This is a genomic window from Streptomyces sp. NPDC091292, assembly GCF_044757265.1.
GTDB lineage: Bacteria > Actinomycetota > Actinomycetes > Streptomycetales > Streptomycetaceae > Streptomyces.
Genome location: NZ_JBIVUQ010000005.1, coordinates 317032 through 339193, shown reverse-complemented (window position 1 = coordinate 339193; position 22162 = coordinate 317032). Strand labels below are relative to the sequence as shown.

Genomic DNA, 22162 nt, shown 5'->3' with positions numbered 1-22162 from the left:
GGCCCTGGGGACATGTCGGTGAAGACCTTGGTCCAGCCGCCGAAGGGCTTGCCGGTGCCGGAGTCTCCGATCACGCAGAGCGGCCGGCTCTTCTTGATCCACCGAGGATGCAGCAGTGACCGGCAGTCAACGAGAAGAGGCGGTACAGACGATGACGCAGGTGGACACGCCGGAGACCCAGCAGGGCGGCGCCGGACTCCGGGACAACGGCCCAGGAACCCGGCGCCCAGGTGACAGGCGCGCGCGCATCCGCCGGGCGATCCGCATCGCCTCCCGGCCAGGGCCCTGGAAGCGCGGCCCGGTGCTCGCGGCGCTGGCGCTGCTGCTGGGCCTGTTCATGCTGCTGCACGCGCGGATCCCGAACCGGATCGGGAACCTCGGCAGCCTGGTGGAGACCGTCCTGCCGTGGTTCGGCCTGTTCATCCCGGTGCTGCTTGCCGGGGCGCTGTGGCGCCGGTCCGCCTCAGCGGTCGCCGCGCTGCTGCTGCCGGTCCTGGTGTGGCTGAACCTCTTCGGCGGGCTGCTCAGTGACAAGTCCCACCCGGGCAGCGACCTCGTGGTGGTCGGCCACAACGTCGGCGCCGACAACCCCGACCCGGCCGGCACCGCCCGCGACCTGGCCGCGTCCGGCGCGCACGTGCTGGCCCTGGAGGAAATCACCCCGCAGGCGAAGCCGCTGTACGAGAAAGCGCTGGCCGAGGCATACCCGTACCACACGGTGCAGGGCACGGTCGGGCTGTGGAGCAAGCTGCCACTGTCGGACACCCGGCCGGTCGACATCGAGATGGACTACGGGCTGCTGGCCGACACCAAGCCGGTCGACATCAAAATGGCCTACAACCGGGCGCTGCGCACCACGGTGGCCACGGACCAGGGTCCGCTGGCGGTGTATGTGGCCCACCTGGGGTCCGCACGGGTGAATCCCAGGACGGGCTTCTGGACGGACTCGCGCGACGGAGGCGCGCAGGCGCTCGGCAGGGCGATCGCCGCCGAGCGGAACGAGCGGGTGGTGCTGCTGGGTGACCTGAACGGCACCATGGACGACCGCGCGTTCGCCGACATCACCTCGCGGATGCGGTCGGCCCAGGACGTGGCCGGGAGTGGCTTCGGCTTCAGCTGGCCGGCGAAGTTCCCGGTGGTGCGGATCGACCAGATCCTGGTCAGGGGCGTGGAGCCGGACAGCTCCTGGGTGCTGCCGACCACCGGCAGCGACCACCGTCCGGTGGCGGCCGGAATCAGCTGGTGACACCACGCAACGGCTCGTAGTACTTCACCCTGCTCGCCGTCGGCTACGAGCTGCCGGCGAGCAGGGTGACGTGCAGTGACGTGGTGGTGCGTGTCCGTCGGGCGGGCGACAGCGCCGTGGGCGGAGTTCTCCGTCATCTCCGGGACACGAGGGGATGCGGACGCCGGGACGCCTCCGGTCGGCATCACTGGGCGGAGACCTTGTGGACGACGGTGTCGTCGGGGTCCAGCCGCCGCCCGTCCGCAGACAGCACCTCCAGTGTGCGAAGGCGGTCCCCCTGCCCGCGGTCGACCAGCTCCGAGTGCGGCTCACCGGGGGCGAAGAAGTTCTCTTCGCCCCATTGCCGCAGTGCCACGATGACGGGGAAGAGGGCCTTGCCCTTCGGGGTCAGTACGTACTCGCGGTAGGCGCTGCCGTCCGATGCGGGGACGGATTCGAGGACGCCACCAGCGACGAGCGTGCGCAGACGCGCGGTGAGGATGTTCTTCGCCACGCCCAGGCTGCGTTGGAACTCCCCGAAGCGCCGGCTTCCGTCGAAGGCGTCCCGCACGATCAGCAGCGACCACCAGTCACCGATCGCGTCCACCGACCGGGCGACGGGGCATTCGCTGTCGTCGAAGCGCGTCCTGGTGACCATGGCGTCCCTCACTTTCACGACGGTTGCAACATGCTACCAAACAAGGTTACCGTCAATGAGCATCATTGGTAGCAAGATGAAACCAGATCTAAGGAGTGATGCCGATGTCCGGCAGCGGTGAGGCTGTGACACGACAGGCCGAGGCGCGAAACGGCGAAAGTTCCGCGTTCGTCATGTCCCGTGGCGTCGTCATACTCTTCGCCGTCGCCTGCGGGACCGCGGTGGCCAACGTCTACTTCTCCCAGCCACTCCTGGTGACCATCGGCCACGACCTCGCCATGAGCCCGGCGCTTGTCGGCAGCGTGGTCACTCTCACGCACGTCGGATACGGGCTGGGGCTCTTCTTCCTCGTGCCGCTGGGTGACATGGCCGACCGCAGACGGCTCATCGTGGCCCAACTGCTTCTCCTGGTGGCGGCACTGGCCGTGGTGGCCGCCGCCCCCACGGCGGCCATCCTGCTCGCGGGCATGGCCGCGACAGGGCTCCTCGCGGTCGTCACCCAGACGCTGGTGGCCTTCGCGGCCTCTCTGGCCCCTCCCGCCGAACGCGGCCGGGTCGTCGGCCTCGTGACCAGCGGCGTGGTCATCGGAATCCTGCTCGCCCGCACCGCTTCCGGCCTCATGGCCGACCTCGCCGGATGGCGCTCCGTGTACTTCGCCTCGGCCGCGCTCACCGCTCTGCTCGCCCTGGTCCTGTACCGAGTGCTCCCGCGCCACGGCGACGCCGCCCCGTCGCCCCTGCGGTACGGACAACTCCTGCGCTCCACCATCACCCTGTTCGCACGGGAACGACTGCTGCGCCTCCGGGCCCTGTTCGCCCTGCTGACGTTCGCCGCCTTCAGCACCCTGTGGAGCAGCGTCGCGCTGCCGCTCAGCGAAGCCCCGTACTCCATGTCCCACAGCGCGATCGGCGCGCTGGGGCTGATCGGTGCCGTCGGGGCCCTGGCCGCGACCGTGGCGGGCCGCCTCAACGACCGCGGAATCTCCCGGCAGACCACCGGAACCGCCCTCGCCCTGCTCGCCGCCTCCTGGCTGCCCTTGGCCTTCACCCGCAGCTCGCTGTGGGCCCTGGTCGTCGGAGTGATCCTTCTCGACCTCGCCGTGCAGGCGGTCCATGTCACCAACCAGCCGTTGATCTACGCGCTGCACCCGGAGGCGGGCAGTCGGCTGATCGGCGGATACATGGTCTTCTACTCGATAGGCAGCGCCACCGGCGCCATCGCCGCGACCTCCCTCTACACAGTGGCCGGCTGGGGCGCCGTGTGCGCACTGGGCGCAGCGTTCAGCTCCCTCGCGCTCGCACTGTGGGCACTCACACGACACACCACCCCGGACACCAACGCCGACGCCAACACCAACACCAACACCAACACAGCCGACCGCAAGGCAGCGTGAGCTTGGTGGCCGGTGCCTTCACCCGGCTCTCATCTTGACGTTGGACACTTCCGGCGTGAGCGCCGGGCGAGAACTCAACAGCACAGGAGCAGCCTCCATGGTCACTGTGTACGGGGACGGGAACCGTTGAAGACTCAACTCGGTCGGTTGACTCTGAGGGCCAGGCTCGGACTGCTCGCCGCGGTCGCTGTGGCTGTCGCTGTCAGCGTTGCCGCTGTGGCCGCCTGGCTCGTTACGCGTCAGCAACTGATGCAGCAGCTCGATTCAAATCTGCGGAGCGTGCAGGCTTCGCCCGGGTACGTACAAGAACTCCTGCGCATGTGCGGGATCGAACGGCCTCGACCGGATCAAGTGGACGACACACCGACCCCCTACACGGTTCAGGTCGTCACCGCCGACGGCACCGTCTGCGCGGCCCCCGGCAGCACACCTATCGAGGTCGCGGACCATGACATCGACGTGGCCCGCGGCATACAGGAGGACACACTGCACGACGCCAAGTCCGAGGACGGGCAGGCGATGCGCGTCGCCACCTCGCGCACCGACCTTCCACCCGGACTGAGTGGGCCCTACGCCGTTTCCATCGCGCAGCCCTTGAGCGGTGTGAGTGACCCTCTGAACAGCCTCGCCTTGCTCCTCCTCGGCGTTGCGGGCCTCGGAGTCATCGGTGCGGCGACGGCCGGACTCGGAATTGCTCGTGCCGGTCTCCGCCCTGTCGAGCGCCTCACCAGCACCGTCGAGCACATAGCGAGGACTGAGGACCTTTCGGTACGTATCCCTGCTGACGGGGATGACGAGATCGCTCGGCTCTCCAGATCCTTCAACACCATGACCCAGGCCCTCGCCTCCTCCAGGGACCGACAGCAACAGCTGATCGCCGACGCGGGTCACGAGCTGCGCACCCCGCTGACATCGCTGCGTACCAACATCGAACTCCTCATCCGGAGCGAGAAGAGCGGCCGTCAGTTGCCACCGTCCGCCCGTGGCGATCTTCTGGCGTCCATCGGAGCGCAGATCGGGGAGCTGGCCGGTCTCATCAAGGATCTTCAGGAACTCTCCCGCCCCGATGGTGTCCCCGGGAGCCTTTCCTTCCAGCCTGTCGGCCTGCACGAGGTGGCCGAGCGGGCCCTTGAACGCGCCAAGCGCCGCGGCACGGAACTGCACTTCGCCTGCGAGCTGGACCCCTGGTACGTGATGTCCGACCCCGCGGCACTGGAGCGTGCGGTGGTGAACCTGCTCGACAATGCCGTGAAGTTCTCGCCTGCCGGGGGAACCGTGAGCCTGAGACTCGCCGGCGGCCGGCTCAGCGTGCGCGACCAGGGGCCGGGGGTCGCGCCCGACGAACTGCCGCACGTCTTCGACCGCTTCTGGCGCTCTCCCGCGGCCCGCAGCCTGCCCGGAAGCGGCCTCGGCCTCGCGATCGTCGCGCAGACCGTGCACCGGTCGGGCGGGACCGTGACCTTGCAGCCCGCCGAAGACGCAGGCACGGAAGCGGTCGTCAGGATCCCCGGATCACCCACCGCTCCACCCGGCCCACCACCACCTCAGGGTTCGAACTGAGTTGCGTCTGCAAGTCCCGGGGGCCGCGAAGCACCAACGTGGCATCGGCGGCTGGGACATCGCGCTCCCCGCCCGCCATGATGATCTCCATGACTTCCATATCTGGGACCGGCACCCCGCTCACTGGCATGGACCTGACGGGTTTCACGGAGCGCGAGCAAGGCGTGTGGACGGACGCACGTGGACTCGTGGTGTCGGTCCACTTCTTTCCCCTTGTACCCGACCTGCCTGCCCGCCTGGACGAGCCGGAGCGGCTCCTCTTCGGACTGGCGCAGAACACGGCCGGAGTCGGTGGCGGTCTGATCGAGGCGGAGTTCGGTGCCGTGGACAGGGTTCCGGCGGTCCGACAGCTGATCAAGGTCCCTCGGCCGGGCGGTCCCGGTCAGGTGTTCCTCGGATCCTGGACCGTGCCGAAGGCCGGTTGCAGCACCGTACTCAAGGTCCAGGCCGGGGAGGGCGCGACGACCGGTTTCCGCGAGGCGACGGTCTTGGCGCAGGTGGGCCCGGCCGACTACTTCCGCCCGCACCCCTACGCGACCGGCCTTCAAGGAGGGCTCCCCTACCACGTGGGTGATCACGAGGGGTGGGACCCCCAGTTCCCCGACCACCCGCTCACACTCGTCCGCGCGACGCTCCGACGGATCACACCGACCGTGACCTTCGACGAGCGCTTCAAGGTCCTCCCGCCGTTCGCCGGCCCGACGCCCCCGCCGGCGTTCCCGGCTTCTCCGACGACGGACGCGCCGACCACCAAGCGGGGGTGGTTCCGCCGTCGGGACGGCCAGTGACACACACACTCCAAGTCGACTCCCAGGCGGGCGGCTCGACCTGATCGCCAACCAGGGAACAAAGGAAACTAAGGAAACTACGGATGTCGGGGCGGCCCGGATCAGGGCCGTCCGCGGCCTCCGCGGGGTGCCGGACGCGCTGTGACCGCTGTCCGCGGCTCCCGGTCCGACCGCCTCCTGACGGGCCCCCACGCACCGGCTCACACCCTCAGGAAACCTAGTCTGACCTGGTGTTATTCGGGAATCCACGTAGGGTGGAGGAGTTCTGCCGGACGGTGTGGGAGGGGACTCCGTGGGTGACCGAGCCATCAGCTACGACGCGGTTCACATCGAGGTGTGGGAAGGGACGGAGGCCATTCGGAAGCGGCCGGGGATGTATGTCGGCTCGACCGGCATACGCGGCCTGCATCAGCTCGTGTTCGAGGTCGTCGGCCGGGCGGTGAACGAGGTCCTGGCCGTCGGCGGTGGCTGCGTCGACGTCACCCTCACGCGCGACGGCGGCGTCCGTGTCACGGACGACGGTCCGGGTGTCCCGGTCGCGGCGGCCGGGGACACCCACGGTGTCGGGCTCGAAGCCTCGCTGACCCGCATGCACTCAGGGGCCGGAGCCGGATTCGGGGCCGGCACCGGGACCTCACGCCGCGACACCGTGACCATGACCGCCTTCGGCATGGGAGCCTGTGTCACCAACGCTCTGTCGAGCCGCCTGACGGCCGAGGTGCGGCGCGAGCAAATACGCTGGGTCCAGGAGTACGCGAGAGGTGTCGCGGTCGCCCCGCCGACCACCGCAGGACCGGTGACCGGCGCTGAGACCGGTTCCGACACCGGTACCACCATCGCCTTCTGGCCCGACGCCGACATCTTCGAGACGACACGGTGCTCGTTCGCCGTGCTGGCGAAGCGCTTCAGGGATGTGGCCCTGCTCAACCGGGGCCTGAGCATCTCGCTGACCGACGAACAGCCCCTTGGCGGGCCCCGGTTGGTACGGTTCCGGTTCCCCGGCGGACCAGGGGACTTCGTCGCCTTGCTCGATGCGGAGGCCGGGGCGCACGTTCCCCCGGATGTCATCGTGTTCGAGCAGGAGGACACGCGGATGGCGGGAACGGTGGATGTGGCCCTGAGCTGGTCCGACTCCCACGAGGAGCACGTGCGGACCTTCGCCAACAGCGTGCCCACCCCCGAGGGCGGCGTGCACGCGGAGGGGTTCCGCGACGGGATGGCCGCTGCGGTCAACGCACACGCGCGACAGCACAGGCTGCTCACGGCGGCGGAGCCCGATCTCACCGCCGACCGGATCGGCGAGGGCCTGACGGCGGTCGTGTCGGTGAAGCTGGATCACCCCCAATACCTGGGCTCCACCCACGGCGAGTTGGGTGGCGCCGCCGTGCGCGACTGCGTCGAGCAGGCCGTACGGGAACACCTCGGCACATGGCTGGCGCGCCACCCGCAAGAGGCCGCCGTCGTCATCGGCCGTATGGTCCGGACAACATGCCGGGAGGAGTGAGACCCTGCGACACGGCCCTCGCCGTACAGGGGACGGGTCCGGGAGCGTACGTCACGCCCCCGGACCCTCGCCCCCTCGGGCCGAAGGCCGTGTCAGCCGTGTCAGCCGTATCAGCCCACCAGCGGCAGCATCCTGCGCGACGGCGCCGCGCTCAACAGCTCCGCCCCCACCGGCTCCCCACTGTCTGCGTCGAGGAAACTGACGCGGACGGCCGGGTCGCCGGGGGTGTCGCGGCTGGATGTGGCGTCCAGGGCGAACACCACGGAGACCGGCCGGGCGCTCGCCTCTGTCCCGTACACACCCGAGAACAGGAGAATGCGCCAGCCGTCCTGCTCCCAATGGTCCAGCAGAGCAGACCGGACCACCGGTGAAGCGGCCTGCCAGGCAAGGGAGTTCTCCAGCAGTTCGACACTCGCCGCGACAGACACCCGCTCGCCCGAACCGGTACCGAAGAGCGGATGCCCGAAGACACGCAGCCTCGCCCGGCGCAGCGGCAGCAGCCACCACCGGTCGAGATCGGCCGAGAGAGCGATGAGTACGACCGCGGCGGCGGCCAGGAATCCGAGCGACCCGGCGGGCCGATCGGAGACCACCGGCCACCAGCCGGTGTGCGCCACGGCCGCTGTCACACCGCCCACCGGCACCACCCCGGCCCGTGCGAAAGCGCGCCAGGTGATCGGCGTGTCCTCGTTCGCCGAGCAGCCGCACGAGGACTCCGGTGCGAGCGCCCGCCCGTAGCCGAGATAGCCGAGAAATCCCGCGCCGAGAACAGCGGCTGCCGCTCCCGGCAGCGGGCTCGCCGGTACGGCCACCAGCCCCGCGGCGACGAGCAGTTCACCGGCGCCCACCCCGCGCAGCACCAGCACCGCCCGCTCACTGCTGCTCAGCATGCGGGCCAGCGCCGTCTTCGGTGCCTGGAGCACGGTGCCGCGGCTGAGCAGCTTGACCGCGCCGGTCCAGCCCAGCAGAGCGGCAAGGACCAGCGGTGCGAGGCCCGTTGTGAGTGTGAGCATGTCCGCGTCCACCTCCTCCTCGTCTCCCGCTGTCAGTGCCCGACCGAGATACGGACGACGTCCACGGAGTTGTCGGACGGCCGCCAGGCCCCGAGGACCTGGGCGCTCTGCCCGATACGCAACTGGGACAGGTCGGACGTGAGCGCGCGGCCCGCGTACGAGGCGTTCGTGGTGTTCGAGATGACGTTGCCGACGACTTCGTGCCGGCCGTGGGCGAGGTGGAGCCGGTTCTTCGCGATGCCGCGGATCTGGGTGTCGAGGTTCACGATGTTCACCCACACCGCGTCGGCGGCGACGGTGCCGTCGGGCATCGGCACACCGCGGGCGTAGAGCCCGTCACCGATCTCGATCACCTCGGCGGTGGTGGCGCGCACCTTCCACACACTGGTGGCATTGGTCATCTGGACGCGCGCGTGGTCACCGTAGGAGCCGGCGACCTCCAGGACGCTGCCGGTGATACCCGTGATCCGGCCCTCCACGAAGGACGACTTCGCGATCGCGGGGTCGAGTGACGGCTCGGCCGCGAACGCGGCGTCGGCGTCGATTCCGCCGAGCGCGGTCGCGCCGACGATCGTGGCGCCGCTGAGGGCGGCGGTGGTGAGGAAGCGACGGCGGCCCAGGCCGCGGTGGCCTTCCTGACGAGAAGTCATGTCCGTGTGCCTCCTCACTCGTAGATGTAGACGGGCAGCTTGCCGGAGCTGAGGTTGCCGATGGCCGAGAACGCGGCCGGCGTCAGATCCAGGACACGGTTGGTGCGGCACGCGCCGTTGCAGCAGGCCGCCTCGCCGCACCACTCCTTGGTACGGGGCCCGCAGTCGGTGATCGTGATGCACACCGTCGCGCCGGAACACTGGTGCCTGACGTTCATCACGGCACCGCAGCCGCGTCTCGGGATGCTCTCACCGCACAGGTCGGGCCGGGTGATGTCCCAGCATGCCTGCGACGCGTTGGGCCAGGCGCCGTGATTGGCGCTCGACCGGCAGTTTCCGCAGGCACCGCCACCGGCGCTGCCGCACGGACCCCACGCGGATCCGCAACAGAACCAACTCGTCTCACCAGCCCACAGGCTGGTCGATCCACAAGCCATCGTGCCGCCTCCCTCAGTTCAGAACTGACGCGTCCATGACAAACATAGAGCGAAGGTCGTGCGCTCGAAGCAACTCCATGATGCTGACGTCTACGCGCGTTGGCTAGAGGGCACCCCAGCGTCCGTCAAGCCCTCCACTCATTCAATGGTTCAGACCTCCGGCATGGGCGGCACGGCTGGCAGATGTTCCGCGAACGAGTCGAGGCACCTTGGGAATTCAGACGTGAACCAACTCCAACGCCTGCTTCAGGTTGTACTCGGCGATGCCCGCCATGAACGCCCGGTCGGGGAAGTCGCCGTCGAGGAGCCGCAGCGGACCCGCCGTCAGCGAGAGTCGCTGTGCGAGCAGGTAGAGCGCGAGCCGGTCCTCGTCCAGCCCGTCCACCTCCAGCGGCCGGTAGGCGTCGTGCAGGCGGATCCGCAGAAACACGTGCTCCCACTCGACGTCGAAGTACATCAGCCCCTCGATGTCGATCGCCACGGGGTTCCCGTCCGCGTCCACCAGCACATGGTCGGGCCCCAGTTCGCCGTGCACGACCGCGTACTCCGTGCGCGGTCGAACCGCCGCCGCCAGGTGCAGCAGCCGCTCCTCCAGCCGGTCACGGGCGCCCGCGATCCGCGCATCGCGCGAGGCCGCCTCGGCGAGGTCCCGCAGCGCACGGTCGAGAACCACCCCTTCGCACGACGCACCGCGCGACGTTCCCCCTCCGTCCACCACGGCCACCTTGCCGTACGCCGGTGCCCGGTGCCCCCGCATCGCCTCCAGCGACTCCGCGAGCCGGGCCATGACCGGAGCAGCCGCGCCGGGGTCCCGCGCGAGCAACTCCTCCAGGCTCTCCCCCGTCAGGTCCTCGACGATCGCAAGGTCGGCCGGGCAGTGGGCGCCGTCCCGGTCCACAAGACGGAGCGCCGGAACGCGGACGCCGAGCGCGTCCAACCGGGCGTGCGCGGCCTGGAACAGATCGAGCCCGAGGCCGGGCGAGAACGGGTCGGTGAGGTCGTCGTCGCCCTCGGCCGCCGGCCAGTAGTTCTCGGCGTCGTCCCACAGATAGGCGATCGCCGTCGTCCCGTCGTCCATCACCAGGCGGTACACACCCTTCTTACTCCCGCCCGCGACCCGCTCGACCCCCTCCAGCCGCCGCCCGCCGCCCAGCGCGACCCGCGCCGCACTCGCCAACCACTCCCACGCCACTGCCTTAGGTGCCACGCTCCGAACCACCTCTCCGCCACGACAACCCACGCACCTTACGGGAGAACGGACTTGGGAGGCGGGCGAGGTCGTGTTCGGTGTCGAAGATGTGGTCGGTGACATGGGGCGACGGATCAACCCAGCCGTATCAGGCCCGCCCTTCGAAAGGCGGTGCGGGTGCGGGTGCGGAACCATTCGTGTCTCCGTCCGGTCGTGTCGCCGTCCGGCTCACCAGGTCTTGCCGGCCTGCTCCCGGGTCGTGCGGTTGATCCGGTTGAAGAAGTTGGTCATCGCGATTTCCAGGATGATCGCGCCAAGTTGCTCCTCGCTGAAGTGGTCGGCGGCGGCCTCCCAGATCTCGTCGGTCACGCCCGGTGCGCCGTCCTGGAGTCGGGTGGCGGCCTCGGTCAGGGCGAGGGCCACCCGCTCCTCCTCGGTGTAAAAGGGTGTCTCGCGCCATGCGACCACGTTGTGCAGCCGCTCGTCCGCCTCCCCTGCCTTCCGCGCCGACTCGATCGAGGCGAAGACGCACGGGCTGCAACCGTTGATCTGGCTGGTGCGCAGATGGATCAGCGACAGCAGGTGCTTGTCGACGCCCGCGGAGTGAATCGCCTTGTAGAGGTACTGGATCGCGGTGATCACGTCGGGGTTCGCCGGGCCGTTCATACGTGCTTCCATCGGTGTCGCTCCTTCATCGGTTACCTGAGCCCCTTCGGGCCCGTCATCACCCACGACGGAGCAGAGCCGAGGAAGGTAACAACATGTCCGACACCAGCCCGGCGGACCCGATGGCCGAGGCGTTCGAGGCCCAGCGAGCCCGGCTGCGCGCGGTCGCGTACCGCATGCTCGGATCGCACGCCGACGCCGAGGACGTGGTCCAGGAGGCGTGGCTGCGCCTCTCCCGCCAGGACGGACCGTCCATCCGCAACCTCGCCGGCTGGCTGACCACGGTGGTCGGCCGGATCAGCCTCGATGTCCTGCGATCGCGCCAGGCCCGCCCGGAGGCGTCCTACGGCGACCGCATGTCCGAACTCGTGGTGACGCTCGACGACAGTCCCGTTCCCGAGGACGACGTGGTGCGCGCCGACTCGGTCGGGCTTGCGCTGCTCGTCGTCCTGGAGTCGCTCGGGCCGAGCGAGCGGGTGGCGTTCGTACTGCACGACCTGTTCGCGGTGCCGTTCGCCGAGATCGGCCGGATCCTCGGCAAGTCCACCGCCGCCACCAAGATGCTCGCCAGCCGCGCCCGCAGGAAGGTGCAGGCGAGGGAGCGGCCGACCGGTGCCGGACCGGAGCAGCGAGAGGTGGTCCGGGCCTTCCTGGCAGCGGCTCGCCACGGCGACTTCGAAGAGTTGCTGCGGGTGCTCGACCCCGAGGTGAGACTGACCGTCGACACCCCGACCGGCGTGGTCGTCACCCTCGGCGCCACCAAGGTCGCGGCCGGCGCGCGTCTGTCCGCCGGCGCAGCCGCAGTGGGGCGGGCGGTACTCGTCAACGGCCTGCCCGGGATCATTTCCTGGCGCGAGGACGGCACCCCACTGTCGGTCGTCGCGTTCACTGTCGCCGACGGCCGGATCACCGACATCACGATCATGATCGACCCGGCCAAGCTCGCGCTGATGGACCTGCCGGATCCGGCGTGAGTCTGGGATCCGCCGGGGCGCCCGCGGACATGGAGTTCGTGTACCGGGGCTATCCCGTCCCCCACACATCTGACAAGACACACAGTTAGCGTGCGGCCATGAATGCAGCGATCATCACCGTCGGGCTGGCCTTTGCCGGGTATCTCGTGACGTACCTGAACAGTCTGCGGCTGACACAGCGCCAGGAGCGGCTGGCACGGGTGAGCCGCCAGCTCAGCGAGTTCTACGGTCCGCTGCTCGCGCTGACCGAGATCAACAGCCGGGTGTACGGGACCTTCTCGGAACGGCATCCCCGCCCCGACGGCCGCTCGCCTCTGCAACACGGTCCGGACGAGCTGCCTTTGACCGAGGAGGAGTTGGCGGAGTGGCGGTTGTGGGTCACCGGGACCTTTCTGCCCAACCACCGGGCCATGCGGGACATCCTGGTCAACAAGGCAGACCTCCTGTCGGAGCCGCGTATGCCGCCGATCCTGCTGGAGGTGTACGCGCATGCCTCCTGGCACGAGATCACCGTGACCAGGTGGGAGCAGGGGGACCTCACCCTCGAACAGCCTCCGCAGCCCTTCCCCATGACGGAGATGCGCCGGTACGTCCGCGAGAACTTCGACCGGCTCAAGCAGGAACAGTCGGGCCTGCTGGGACGCCCTCGACGTCGCGGCTGAGGGCATCAACCCTGACGTCATTCCGATGACGCGGGCGGATGGCGGTGCCCGTGATCGTGGCGTTCGCCGACCGGGGCTTGAGCAGGTCGGCCATTCCGAATCGCGATGGTGTCCGCGCTCGACCGCTGCCGGTGCGTCATTGCTGATCGGCGAGTTCCTTGTCGAGATTCGCGAGGAATCTGCGCAGCAGACTTTGCAAGGTCTCGATTTCCTGGGCGCTGAAGCCGTCGAGTGCCCGGTTGTTGGTGTCCAGGAGTGCCGAGTGGGCCTGAGGCAGCTTCGCCATGCCCTCATCGGTCAAGGAGATCAGGCTCACGCGACGGTCGTCGGGATCGGGTGCGCGTTCGACCAGTCCGTCGCGCTCCATGCGGGACAGCAGTTGCGCCATGGACGGCTGTTCGATCCGGGCCAGTCGGACCAGCTCCTTCTGAGGGAGCGGGCCTCCCGTTGCCAGTGCGGCCAGCACCGGCATCTGTCCGAAGCTCAGCCCGAGCGGTCGCAGACGGCGGTCGTTGAGCCGCGCCAGCACGCGGGCGGCGGTGTTGACCAGCGAAGCGGGCGGCGAACTGGAAGTTGGAAGCATCACGCGCACATCATATAGGTACCTATGTATTATGGATGCATAGGTACCTATGCATTTAGCCTGCCCCCCACGGAGACACACATGATCATTCGGAACGTGACTGTCGTCGACGGCACCGGCGGCGCCCCCCTTTCCGACATGGAGGTCGTCGTGTCCGAGGGGAGATTCACCGCCATCCGGCCGACGACCGGCGAGGGGCCGTCCATCGATGGACTGGGCGGATACTTAGTTCCGGGACTGTGGGAGGGCCACACCCATCTGGCCGGGGCCCACACCCGGGCCGTCCCCGAGAACGAACGCGTCCAGCGCATGTCACGGCTGCTCTCCGACTACCTGGCCGCCGGGATCACCAGCGTCGTAGATCTGGGCGGCTCGCTGGATGTGGCACTGGAGATCCGTGGCTACCGGCAGACGGCCTCCGACCCGGCCGCCACGCTGTTCTTCGCCGGGCGCCTGTTCACCGGAGTCAAGGGCTGGCCTGTCCTCGACGACACCGAGCGCGCCGCGATCGCCTTCCAGGTCGATGATCCCGGCCACGCCCACCAACAGGCTCTGGCACTGGCCGATCAAGTCGACTTCATCAAATGTGTGTACGACGGCGAACCGGGCGCACCCGACAAGCTGTCGTTCGACGCCCTGCGGGCCATCGTGGCGGCGGGGCACGAGAAGGGCAAGAAGGTCCTCGTTCACGTCCATCGGAGCCGCGACGTCGAGGAGGCGGTCGCGGCCGGCGCGGACGGCATCGAGCATGCCTTCCTGCCCCAGGACACCGGCAGCACACAAGAAGCCGTCGACATCGCCGCATTGCTGGTCGAATCGAACACCTACTACTGCCCCACTCTTGTCACCTGGGAACAGATCGGACGCAACGGCGACGCGAGTTACCTCGACGAACTTGCCAAGGACGGCATCCTCACCGCTGCGGACATCCCGCGGATCGCCAACAGTGCCTGGTACGGGCGCCCTTTCCCGCGCCACCCCGCCCAGGAGTCCCGCATCCGACTCGACTACGCGATGCGCACGCTGGGGCTGATGCACGAGGCCGGTGTGAAGATCGCCGCCGGGAGCGACATCGCCATCCTGATGCCGTCCGCACCGATCGCCCTCCTCCGTGAACTGCAACTACTGGCCAAGGCGGGCCTACCGCTGCCCGCCGTCCTGGCCGCCGGCACCCGGTATGTGGCCGAGAAGATCGGTCAGGGGGCGCATGCGGGGACGATCAGGCCGGGGGCCGTCGCCGATGCGTTGTTGCTGAGCGCCGACCCCTGTGCGGACCTGACACACCTCATCAGTCCGGCCCACCGGGTGTGGACACTCCGGGGTGGCCGGCTGCTCTGACCTCCGGTCCATGCCCGTCGGCTGAAGCGGCTCTCGCTTCCCACGTCCCACTTCCCGCTTCCCGACCCTTGACAGCGCACGGCAGAACAGAATCGAGGCAGCATTTTGATCATCAAGAATGTGACCGTCATCGACGGCACCGACACAGGCACAGGCAGCGCCCCGCGGGCTGGGATGGATGTCCACATCGCCGACGGACGGTTCACGGACATCCGTCCGTCGAGCACCGAGAGTTCGTCGACGCCGACCGGAGAGCCGGTGCTCGACGGCCGTGGCGGCTATCTGCTGCCGGGCCTTTGGGAAGGTCACACCCACCTCAGGGACTACGGCGCGGCGCTCCCCCGCCCTGAGAGGGTCGCCCACTTGCAGGACGTGCTCGCGGGGTATCTCGCAGAGGGCGTCACATCGGTGTGCGATCTGGGGGGTATGCCGGAACTGAGTCCCGAGTTGCGCGACGTGAGCAAGGCGGAGAGCGCCATGGCGTCGCTGTTCACCACTGAAGTGGCGTTCACCGGTATCGACGGCTGGCCTGTGACCGGCATCAAGGGTGACCGTTCGGGGGTCATGGAAGTAGGCAGTGCCGACGACGCACGCCGCTACCTTCGGGGGCTGCGACTCAGTGAGGTCGACTACATCAAGTGCATGTTCGACGGCAAGCCCGGAGGCGGCCGACGCCTGCCCCTGGAAGCGCTTGAGGTGATCATCACCGCCGCCCACAAGGCAGGCAAAAAGGCATTCGTACACATCGCGACGGTCACCGACATGCGGGAGGCCGTCCAGGCGGGCGCCGACTGCATCGAGCACTCTCCGATCCCGCGAGACCCCCGCGACCTGAGCGAGGCCGAGCAACTCGCCGCCATCATGGCCGGAGCGGGAACGCTCTACTGCCCGACGATCGCCACCTGGGAGCAACTGGCTTTCGGGGCGTACCCCGACTATCTGGACCGGCTCAACACCGACGGCATTCTCCACCCGGACGAGGCCGAAGAGATCGCCGCACGTCCCACCTACGGTCAACCGTTTCCCAAGCACCCTGCGGACGAGTGCCGGATCCGATTCGACTACGCGATGCGTACGCTGCCGATCTTCCACGAAGCCAACGTCAAACTCGTCGCGGGCAGTGACATCGCGAGGGTCATGCCCACCCCCGCCCGCGCACTGCTGCGTGAGCTGCAGTTGTTCGCGAAAGCCGGCGTGCCGAACTCTGCGGTCATCGCCGCCGCCACCAGCCGGGCGGCAGAGAAGGTCGGTCTGCTTTCCACGAGGGGAACCATCACCGTGGGAAGCGCTGCCGACGCCCTCCTCCTGGACGCCGACCCCCTCGCGGACATCTCCCATCTGGTCGAGCGGCGACACCTCCGTACCGTTGTCAGCTCCGGCCACATCGCCGCTCGCTGACATTGGAGACCCCGCCGTACACCCGACCAGCTCCCCTCGAAGCTGCCGAAGCGACCGTCAGGTTTGGGCAGGCGCGCTGCTCGACCCCGTCAAGCCTGGAGAGTCCGTGCCGCGGCGCCGGGCTATGAGTTCTTCCTCGATGCGTCGGAGTGTGGCGTTGACGGCGCCGATCGCGGCGGGGTCGTCGACGATGCCCCGGAGGGTCCTGTCCCAGTTGTCGCGGAGGTACTGCAGATTCCGGCGGGCTTTCTCCGTGGGGTACAGGCAGACGCTTCGGGCGCTGCGGTCGTCCACGACGCGGTCCACGAGGCCCCTTTGCTCCAGTCCGCGCAGAACGCGGCTGAAGTTGCTCGTGGGCAGAAGTGTCGCTTCCGACGCGGCGCGCGCAGAGGTTCCCGGGTTGTGGTTGATGAACCTCATGACGCTGATTTCGATCGGCGTGCACGGCTCGAACGAGGGGTCGCTCGGGGGCCGCAGTTGTCGCCCCACGGCGAGGATCAGGTCGGCCAATTCGTGGAGGCTGGCGGCTTCGGCATCGCTCATACCGCGAGAATACATTCCTGTCATATGATAGCTATCATCTGATAGTATTTGCTTGTGCGGGGGCGGTCGGCCCATAGACCGTGCCGCCGCGGGTGCGAAGCCATCTCTGATTCACACACGAGGAGACCTTCCATGGACATCGACGGAGCCACAGTGCTCGTGACCGGAGCGTCGTCGGGCATCGGAGCGGCCACCGCGCGAGCCGCGTCCCGGGCCGGTGCGCGAGTGGTGCTCCTCGCCCGCCGTGAGGACCGCATCCGGCAGCTCGCCGAAGAACTGGGCGAGGCCCTGGCCGTGCCGTGCGACGTGACGGACCGGACCCAGGTCGAAAAGGCCGTACGAGACACGGTCGAGAAGTTCGGACGGATCGACGTCCTGGTCAACAACGCCGGTCAGGGACTCCAGGCCACTGTCGACGCCATCGACCCCGACGATTTCCGGGCGCTCCTGGAACTCAACCTCGTCGCGCCGCTGGTCATGATGCAGGCAGTCCTCCCGGTGATGCGTCAGCAGGGGGCCGGCGCCATCATCAATGTCAGCTCCGGTATCACCTGGTCGACGCTGCCCGGATCCGGCGCGTACGCCGCATCAAAGGCAGGTCTTCAGAAGCTCTCGGCCATCGCCCGCGCCGAAGTCGCCGACGCCGGCATCGCCGTTTCGTTGATGTTCCCGTCGATCACCGAGACCGAGTTCGTCGGGACGCTCCGTGGCAGTGTCGAGGACGCAGTGCGGATGGAGGCCTCCAGCGGACTGAAACCTCAGTCGCCCGAGGGCGTCGCCGACGCGATCCTCGGCCTGATCAGGAGCGGTGCGGAGCAGGCCGACCTGGTCCCGGAAGAGTTCGGTGGCACGCTCAAGAGCTGACTCACCGCGAGCCGAACCTGCCCCCCGACGCACGCCGCACGGCCCACGGGCAAGGCCCTCGTCACGACCGAGAAGCACAAGGAGCCGAGATGGCGAACGAGTTGAACCACATCATCGTCCACTGCCGCGACCGGCGAGAGTCCGCCGCGTTTCTGGCCGGCCTGATGGCGGCCCCCACCCCACTCGACTGGGGCCGATTCACCCAAGTGACCACATCCAACAACGTCGGCATCGACTTCGCCGACGATCTGGTCCCTCATGACCGCATCAACGAAAGCCACATCGCCTTCCTCGTGACCGACGAGGAGTTCGACGCGATCCTGGCCCGCCTGAAGAGGGACTCCGTCCCCTTCTGGGCGAACCCGAGCAAGTCCTCCGAAGGCGAGATCAACCACGGCTACGGCGGTCGTGGCCTCTACACACTCGACCCCGGGGGTACGGTCCTGGCCGAGTTCATCACCACGCCCTACGACCAGGGATGATGTGGCCTTCGTTCGGTCCGGGCCACCCCGGAGTCCACCAGTTGGTGGACCCGAGGTTCAACCGGTAGAGCCTGTCACCGCCACCACCGCTCCGAACAGCATGAATGTCATGACGACGCGCTCCTCGAACAGACCGCCGCCGTTCAGGACGCCTACCACAACTGTGGCTGGAGGAGGTCGGCAGCCCCTCCATCAGCAAGGGCGTCGACAAGCTCCGTAGCGAAGACCTCGCCCGCAGCGAGATGATCGGGCTGTCCGTCACCCTGATCACCCTCGTCTCCCTGGTCGCCGTCCTCAGCTCGCTGACCGTGCTGCCCGCACTGCTGGCCAAGCTCGGCGGGCGCGCCGAGCGCCGCAAGGCCCGCAGGGCGGCCCGCGCCGACGCCAAGGGCCGTACCCCGCGCGTCAGGCAGCCGAGGACCGGGACCGGCCGTCTCACCGCCGCCGTGCTGCGCCCCACCGCCAAGCACCCCGCCACCACGCTGACCGTCGCCACCCTCGCCATGGTCGCCCCTCGCCCTGCCCGTCCTGAACCTCACCGACATGGGACGCGAGACACACTCCCGCTCCATCGATGTGGCCCTGATCGATCTGCGGATGCCGGTCATGGACGGGGTCGCGGCCACCGCCGAGATCGTGGCCGGACCGGCCGGGACCCGGGTTCTCATCCTCACCACGTACGACACGGATGTGGAGATCGAACGGGCCGTCGAAGCCGGCGCCATCGGCTACCTGCTGAAGGACACCACCCGCGAACAGCTCGTGGCCGCTATCCGCTCGGCGGCGCGGGGCGAGACGGTACTGGCTCCTCGGGTGGCGGAGCGGCTGGTGGCCAGGATGCGCCGGCCCGCCCCGGTGGTACTGACCGCCCGTGAGCTGGACGTGTTGAGCGCGGTGGAACACGACCGACGACACACCCCCGAGCCTGCCGTCGGACCTCCTTGCCCTTCAGCCGCTGCGAAGGATCCGAAAGCGATCGGGTTGCGCCGGGTCCCGGTCGACGACCTGAATGGCCGGCCAAGCCCATTGCCACACGCCGATCCCTGGCGTGCGGGAGAACTGGATCAGCCCGCGAGTGCCTTCGACCGCGACGCGCGGCCAGGATGCGGCGATGCGCGCCCGGTCCGTGCCATGAGTACGCAGCACATCGGCGAGGACGGTGACCGTGTCGTAGCCTTCGAAAGCGACGAACGAGGGCGCTTCGGCCAGCCTCTCGCGCAGGGCCGTCCCGACTCGTGCACCGAGGGGGCCGAGGCGCTCGGGCAGGTAGCGCAGGAACGGGATCGCGGCGCCGTCGTCGCCCAGGAGCTTCGCCCATGAGGCGAACTCCGGTTGCCCGGCCGGAGCGCCGATCAGGATCTCGGCGAGGCGCTGGTCGCCGCGTACGGCCTTCACGATCGGCACAGCCGGGTCCGGTTGGCCGACCAGAAGGAGGAGGGCTGTCGCACGCTGGTCGACAAGTTCGTCGCACACAGCCGTGGGCGCGAGCGTGCTCATGTCGAGTTCGATGACGGTGCCGCCGCGTGGAGCGAGGTGGTCCCGCAGAATGCGGGCGCCGGACGCCCAGTAGACGCTTGGCTGGGTTGCCACGGCGATGCGGCTGTGGCCCGCGCCGATGAGGTGGTCCGCGTAGATCCGCCAGCCCCGGGACTGCGCCGGGGCGAGGCGCGCGACCCAGTCCGTCGGCTGTTCGGTGAGTGCGTCGAGCACCGCCGACGAGCAGAGGAACGGCAGGCCGAGGGCGTCGGCCCTGGTCGCGGCGGTGCGAGCGACGACGCTGTGGTACTCCCCCGCCAACGCCGCCACGCCCAGTTCGGCCAACTCCTCCACGGCGGCAACGGCCTTCCGGGGATCGGCAGCGGTGTCGCGGACCACCAGCTCAAGCGGTCTTCCGTCGATCCCGCCGGAGTCATTGACGTCGCGAGCGGCCAGTTCGAGGCCGGCGAGCAGGTGGTGGCCCGCCTCGACCCAGCCGGGCCGAGTCAGCGGAACGAGAGCGCCGATCCGGACGGATGAGCCGTCAGCCCGCTGCACTCCAGGTGGCGATGGTGACGATGATGGCGATGGTCGCGTACTACTCATGCGCTGACGTCTCCCCTGTGCCTGTTCAGTTGCGGACCACCCGGATGACAGAGTGGCGACACCCAGTGGTACGTGTGCGTCTCATCCCGCCGTGATGTGCACACCCGGCCGATCATGCCGAACATTGCATCCACCACCATCGCCCACGGGCAACCGATTTTGAACAGAACCCGCGTGGGAGGCGGCCGACCACCGCTCCGTGCCCCATGGGATGCTGCCCAGCGACAGGTACACAACCAGAAGGACCACGTGACCAGCGCTTTCGGCTTCGCGCGAGCACCCGTGCTCGGCGGCTTCATGAAGAGTTCTTCATCTGGGGCTCATGTGGACCGGCGGGTCCTCCTTGCAGCATCGTTGACATGGACTTCTCCCACCGCATGGCGGCCCTGGCCGCCGTCGTCGTGATCCCGCTCGGGATCGCCGCCACCAGCTTCGCCCTCTCCGACCGGCCGGAGTCCCCGAAGGTGCCCGCCAAGGTGGAGCTGGAGAGCGGCTCCCCGAGCGCGAGCCCCGACCCCACGGCCCCGGACCCGAGCGACGAGGTCGTCCCGCCGCCCCCGGCGACCGACGCACCACCCACGACCAGCCCCACCGGCGGAGACGATGACGACGACCGAGGCGGATCAGCCGGCAGCGGTGCCGGAGACGACGACGGGGACGACGACGGACCCAGCGGCGACGGCTGAGCAAAGGCGCGAGCGAAAGCGAAGGGGCCGGACGCGGATCTCGGCCCGCGTCCGCATCCTGCTGTGGCTGCTCCTGGTGATGACGATGGCGTTCGGCTCGGTCGCCACCACCGTACGTACGATCCTGCTGCGCGACACCGATCAGCGCATAGGGGATCTGCTCGCCCAGGAGGCCATCGAGTTCACCCAGTTCGAGGAGCAGGGCATAGACCCGAAGACCAAGGGCCCCTTCACCGACCCGGCCCAGTTGCTGCGGGTCTTCCTGCAGCGTCAGCACGCCGACGCCGACGAGGAGCTGATCGGCCTGGTGGCCGGCTCGAACGGCGACCTCGCGAAGATCATCCAGACGCGCGAGATCCCTGCGCGGGTGCCGTTGCACCAGGACGCCGACGCCCGCCGACGCATCTTCGACTCCCCCGGCACCACAGGCACCCTGGAGCGCCCGACGGGCGAGATCCGCTGGGCCAAGGTGGCGATAGCCCCCTACGGCGGTGACCCGGAGGCGGCCTTCGTCGTCGCGTTCCACCCGCAGGCGGAACAGGCGCGCGCCGATGAGGTGTTCCGCGTCCTGCTCGTCATCTCCGGCGTCGCACTGCTGATGACCACCGGCATCGGCTGGGTCGTCGCCGGGCGGATACTCCAGCCCGTCCGGCTCGTGCGCACCGCCGCCGCGCAGCTCACCGAGCAGGACCTCACCCAGCGCATCCCGGTGCACGGCCGCGACGACATCGCCGCACTCGCCGAGACGTTCAACGCCATGCTGGACCGGCTGGAGCGCGCCTTCGCCGCCCAGCGCGAGTTCGTGGACGACGCCGGGCACGAGCTGCGCACCCCGATCACCATCGTGCGCGGCCACCTCGAAGTGATGGGCGACGACCCGGCCGAGCGCGAGGAGACCCTCCGTCTGGTCACCGACGAACTCGACCGGATGAGCCGGATCGTGGAGGACCTGCTGCTGCTCGCCAACGCCGAACGCCCCGACTTCGTCACGCCCGAGCCGGTCCAGCTCGGCGAACTCACCGCCGATGTCTACGTCAAGGCCCGCGCCCTCGGCGCACGCGACTGGCGGCTCGCCGAGGTCACCGACGCCGAGGTCCGCCTCGACCCGCAGCGCATCACCCAGGCCATGGTCCAGCTCGCCCAGAACGCCGTCCAGCACACCGCCCCCGGCCAGCGCATCAGCATCGGCTCCCGCGCGGACGGCCCGCTCGTGGAGTTGTATGTCGCCGACTCCGGCTCCGGTGTCCGGCCGCAGGACGCCGAGGTGATCTTCGAACGGTTCCGGCGCGGCACCACCCGGCGCGGCAGCCATGGCGCCGGCGCCGGGCTCGGCCTGTCCATCGTCCGCGCCATAGCGGAGGCCCACGGCGGCCGGGTCCGCCTGCACGACACCGAGGGCGGCGGCGCGACGTTCGTCCTCACCCTGGACGAGACCCGCCCATGAACCGTTCGAAAGATCCGGAAGA

General features: G+C 69.0%; 22 protein-coding genes and 1 pseudogene. 14 read left to right on the top strand and 9 right to left on the bottom strand.

From position 1 onward, the window contains the following. Positions 1-151: 151 nt before the first annotated feature. Positions 152-1246 carry an endonuclease/exonuclease/phosphatase family protein gene (locus tag ACIQNU_RS17855; RefSeq protein WP_401366922.1) on the top strand — a complete coding sequence of 365 codons (1095 nt, stop codon included), beginning with the start codon at positions 152-154 and terminating at the stop codon, positions 1244-1246. 184 nt (positions 1247-1430) lie between these two features. Here the strand turns inward: ACIQNU_RS17855 and ACIQNU_RS17850 are convergent, their stop codons facing one another. Beyond that, the gene (locus ACIQNU_RS17850) at positions 1431-1883 is read right to left on the bottom strand and encodes a winged helix-turn-helix transcriptional regulator (protein WP_401366920.1); all 453 of its coding nucleotides are present in this window, start codon (positions 1881-1883) and stop codon (positions 1431-1433) included. 98 nt (positions 1884-1981) lie between these two features. On the opposite strand from ACIQNU_RS17850, the gene ACIQNU_RS17845 reads away from it, so the two are divergent. The 4 genes from ACIQNU_RS17845 to ACIQNU_RS17830 all read left to right on the top strand — a co-directional run bounded on the left by ACIQNU_RS17845 (position 1982) and on the right by ACIQNU_RS17830 (position 7129). Continuing rightward, positions 1982-3277 (top strand): MFS transporter, encoded by a 1296-nt coding sequence (locus tag ACIQNU_RS17845; RefSeq protein ID WP_401366918.1) that lies wholly within the window; start codon positions 1982-1984, stop codon positions 3275-3277. 351 nt (positions 3278-3628) lie between these two features. Beyond that, positions 3629-4837, top strand: a complete 1209-nt coding sequence (locus tag ACIQNU_RS17840) for a sensor histidine kinase (protein ID WP_401366916.1) — start codon at positions 3629-3631, stop codon at positions 4835-4837. Between the two features lie 89 nt (positions 4838-4926). Then, positions 4927-5625, top strand: coding sequence for a hypothetical protein (locus ACIQNU_RS17835; protein ID WP_401366914.1), 699 nt, complete (start codon positions 4927-4929; stop codon positions 5623-5625). Positions 5626-5917: 292 nt separating this feature from the next. Next, entirely contained in the window at positions 5918-7129 is a 1212-nt protein-coding gene (locus tag ACIQNU_RS17830; protein ID WP_401366912.1) for an ATP-binding protein, read from the top strand. A gap of 110 nt (positions 7130-7239) precedes the next feature. Here ACIQNU_RS17830 and ACIQNU_RS17825 read toward each other — a convergent pair whose 3' ends face one another. The 5 genes from ACIQNU_RS17825 to ACIQNU_RS17805 all read right to left on the bottom strand — a co-directional run bounded on the left by ACIQNU_RS17825 (position 7240) and on the right by ACIQNU_RS17805 (position 11096). Beyond that, complete coding sequence (locus ACIQNU_RS17825; RefSeq protein WP_401366910.1) at positions 7240-8142, bottom strand: MauE/DoxX family redox-associated membrane protein; 903 nt, start codon at positions 8140-8142, stop codon at positions 7240-7242. Positions 8143-8174: 32 nt separating this feature from the next. Further along, entirely contained in the window at positions 8175-8792 is a 618-nt protein-coding gene (locus tag ACIQNU_RS17820; RefSeq protein WP_401366909.1) for a cell wall protein, read from the bottom strand. A gap of 14 nt (positions 8793-8806) precedes the next feature. Then, positions 8807-9010, bottom strand: a complete 204-nt coding sequence (locus ACIQNU_RS17815; RefSeq protein ID WP_326613926.1) for an RlpA-like double-psi beta-barrel domain-containing protein — start codon at positions 9008-9010, stop codon at positions 8807-8809. A 436-nt stretch (positions 9011-9446) separates the two neighbouring features. Continuing rightward, complete coding sequence (locus tag ACIQNU_RS17810) at positions 9447-10436, bottom strand: phosphotransferase family protein (protein WP_401366908.1); 990 nt, start codon at positions 10434-10436, stop codon at positions 9447-9449. 210 nt (positions 10437-10646) lie between these two features. After that, the gene (locus ACIQNU_RS17805) at positions 10647-11096 is read right to left on the bottom strand and encodes a carboxymuconolactone decarboxylase family protein (RefSeq protein ID WP_401366906.1); all 450 of its coding nucleotides are present in this window, start codon (positions 11094-11096) and stop codon (positions 10647-10649) included. An 83-nt stretch (positions 11097-11179) separates the two neighbouring features. Between ACIQNU_RS17805 and ACIQNU_RS17800 the strand changes: the two genes are divergently transcribed. Continuing rightward, positions 11180-12058: a sigma-70 family RNA polymerase sigma factor gene (locus ACIQNU_RS17800; RefSeq protein ID WP_401366904.1), complete on the top strand. Its 879-nt coding sequence runs from the start codon at positions 11180-11182 to the stop codon at positions 12056-12058. A 98-nt stretch (positions 12059-12156) separates the two neighbouring features. Continuing rightward, positions 12157-12720: a hypothetical protein gene (locus ACIQNU_RS17795; protein ID WP_401366902.1), complete on the top strand. Its 564-nt coding sequence runs from the start codon at positions 12157-12159 to the stop codon at positions 12718-12720. Between the two features lie 136 nt (positions 12721-12856). On the opposite strand, the gene ACIQNU_RS17790 is transcribed toward ACIQNU_RS17795, so the two are convergent. Continuing rightward, complete coding sequence (locus tag ACIQNU_RS17790; protein WP_401367118.1) at positions 12857-13303, bottom strand: MarR family winged helix-turn-helix transcriptional regulator; 447 nt, start codon at positions 13301-13303, stop codon at positions 12857-12859. Between the two features lie 81 nt (positions 13304-13384). On the opposite strand from ACIQNU_RS17790, the gene ACIQNU_RS17785 reads away from it, so the two are divergent. Both ACIQNU_RS17785 and ACIQNU_RS17780 read left to right on the top strand, forming a co-directional pair. Beyond that, positions 13385-14641 (top strand): amidohydrolase family protein, encoded by a 1257-nt coding sequence (locus tag ACIQNU_RS17785; RefSeq protein WP_401366900.1) that lies wholly within the window; start codon positions 13385-13387, stop codon positions 14639-14641. Between the two features lie 120 nt (positions 14642-14761). Then, positions 14762-16039, top strand: a complete 1278-nt coding sequence (locus ACIQNU_RS17780) for an amidohydrolase family protein (protein ID WP_401366898.1) — start codon at positions 14762-14764, stop codon at positions 16037-16039. A gap of 57 nt (positions 16040-16096) precedes the next feature. Here the strand turns inward: ACIQNU_RS17780 and ACIQNU_RS17775 are convergent, their stop codons facing one another. Then, on the bottom strand, positions 16097-16582 hold the full coding sequence (locus ACIQNU_RS17775; RefSeq protein WP_401366896.1) for a MarR family winged helix-turn-helix transcriptional regulator: 486 nt from the start codon (positions 16580-16582) through the stop codon (positions 16097-16099). A 132-nt stretch (positions 16583-16714) separates the two neighbouring features. Between ACIQNU_RS17775 and ACIQNU_RS17770 the strand changes: the two genes are divergently transcribed. The 3 genes and pseudogenes from ACIQNU_RS17770 to ACIQNU_RS17760 form a co-directional block, all read left to right on the top strand. Then, entirely contained in the window at positions 16715-17446 is a 732-nt protein-coding gene (locus tag ACIQNU_RS17770; protein ID WP_401366895.1) for an SDR family oxidoreductase, read from the top strand. 89 nt (positions 17447-17535) lie between these two features. Beyond that, positions 17536-17928: a VOC family protein gene (locus tag ACIQNU_RS17765; protein WP_401366894.1), complete on the top strand. Its 393-nt coding sequence runs from the start codon at positions 17536-17538 to the stop codon at positions 17926-17928. A 573-nt stretch (positions 17929-18501) separates the two neighbouring features. Then, positions 18502-18825 (top strand): annotated as a pseudogene (locus ACIQNU_RS17760) (response regulator transcription factor); the annotation flags it as partial. A gap of 51 nt (positions 18826-18876) precedes the next feature. Here the strand turns inward: ACIQNU_RS17760 and ACIQNU_RS17755 are convergent. After that, positions 18877-20010 (bottom strand): ABC transporter substrate-binding protein, encoded by a 1134-nt coding sequence (locus ACIQNU_RS17755; protein ID WP_401366892.1) that lies wholly within the window; start codon positions 20008-20010, stop codon positions 18877-18879. A 359-nt stretch (positions 20011-20369) separates the two neighbouring features. Between ACIQNU_RS17755 and ACIQNU_RS17750 the strand changes: the two genes are divergently transcribed. Then, positions 20370-20696 carry a small secreted hydrophilic protein gene (locus ACIQNU_RS17750; RefSeq protein ID WP_401366890.1) on the top strand — a complete coding sequence of 109 codons (327 nt, stop codon included), beginning with the start codon at positions 20370-20372 and terminating at the stop codon, positions 20694-20696. Further along, positions 20614-22140 carry an ATP-binding protein gene (locus tag ACIQNU_RS17745; protein WP_401366888.1) on the top strand — a complete coding sequence of 509 codons (1527 nt, stop codon included), beginning with the start codon at positions 20614-20616 and terminating at the stop codon, positions 22138-22140. Before ACIQNU_RS17750 ends, ACIQNU_RS17745 begins: the two co-directional genes overlap by 83 nt. The last annotated feature ends 22 nt before the right edge of the window (positions 22141-22162 follow it).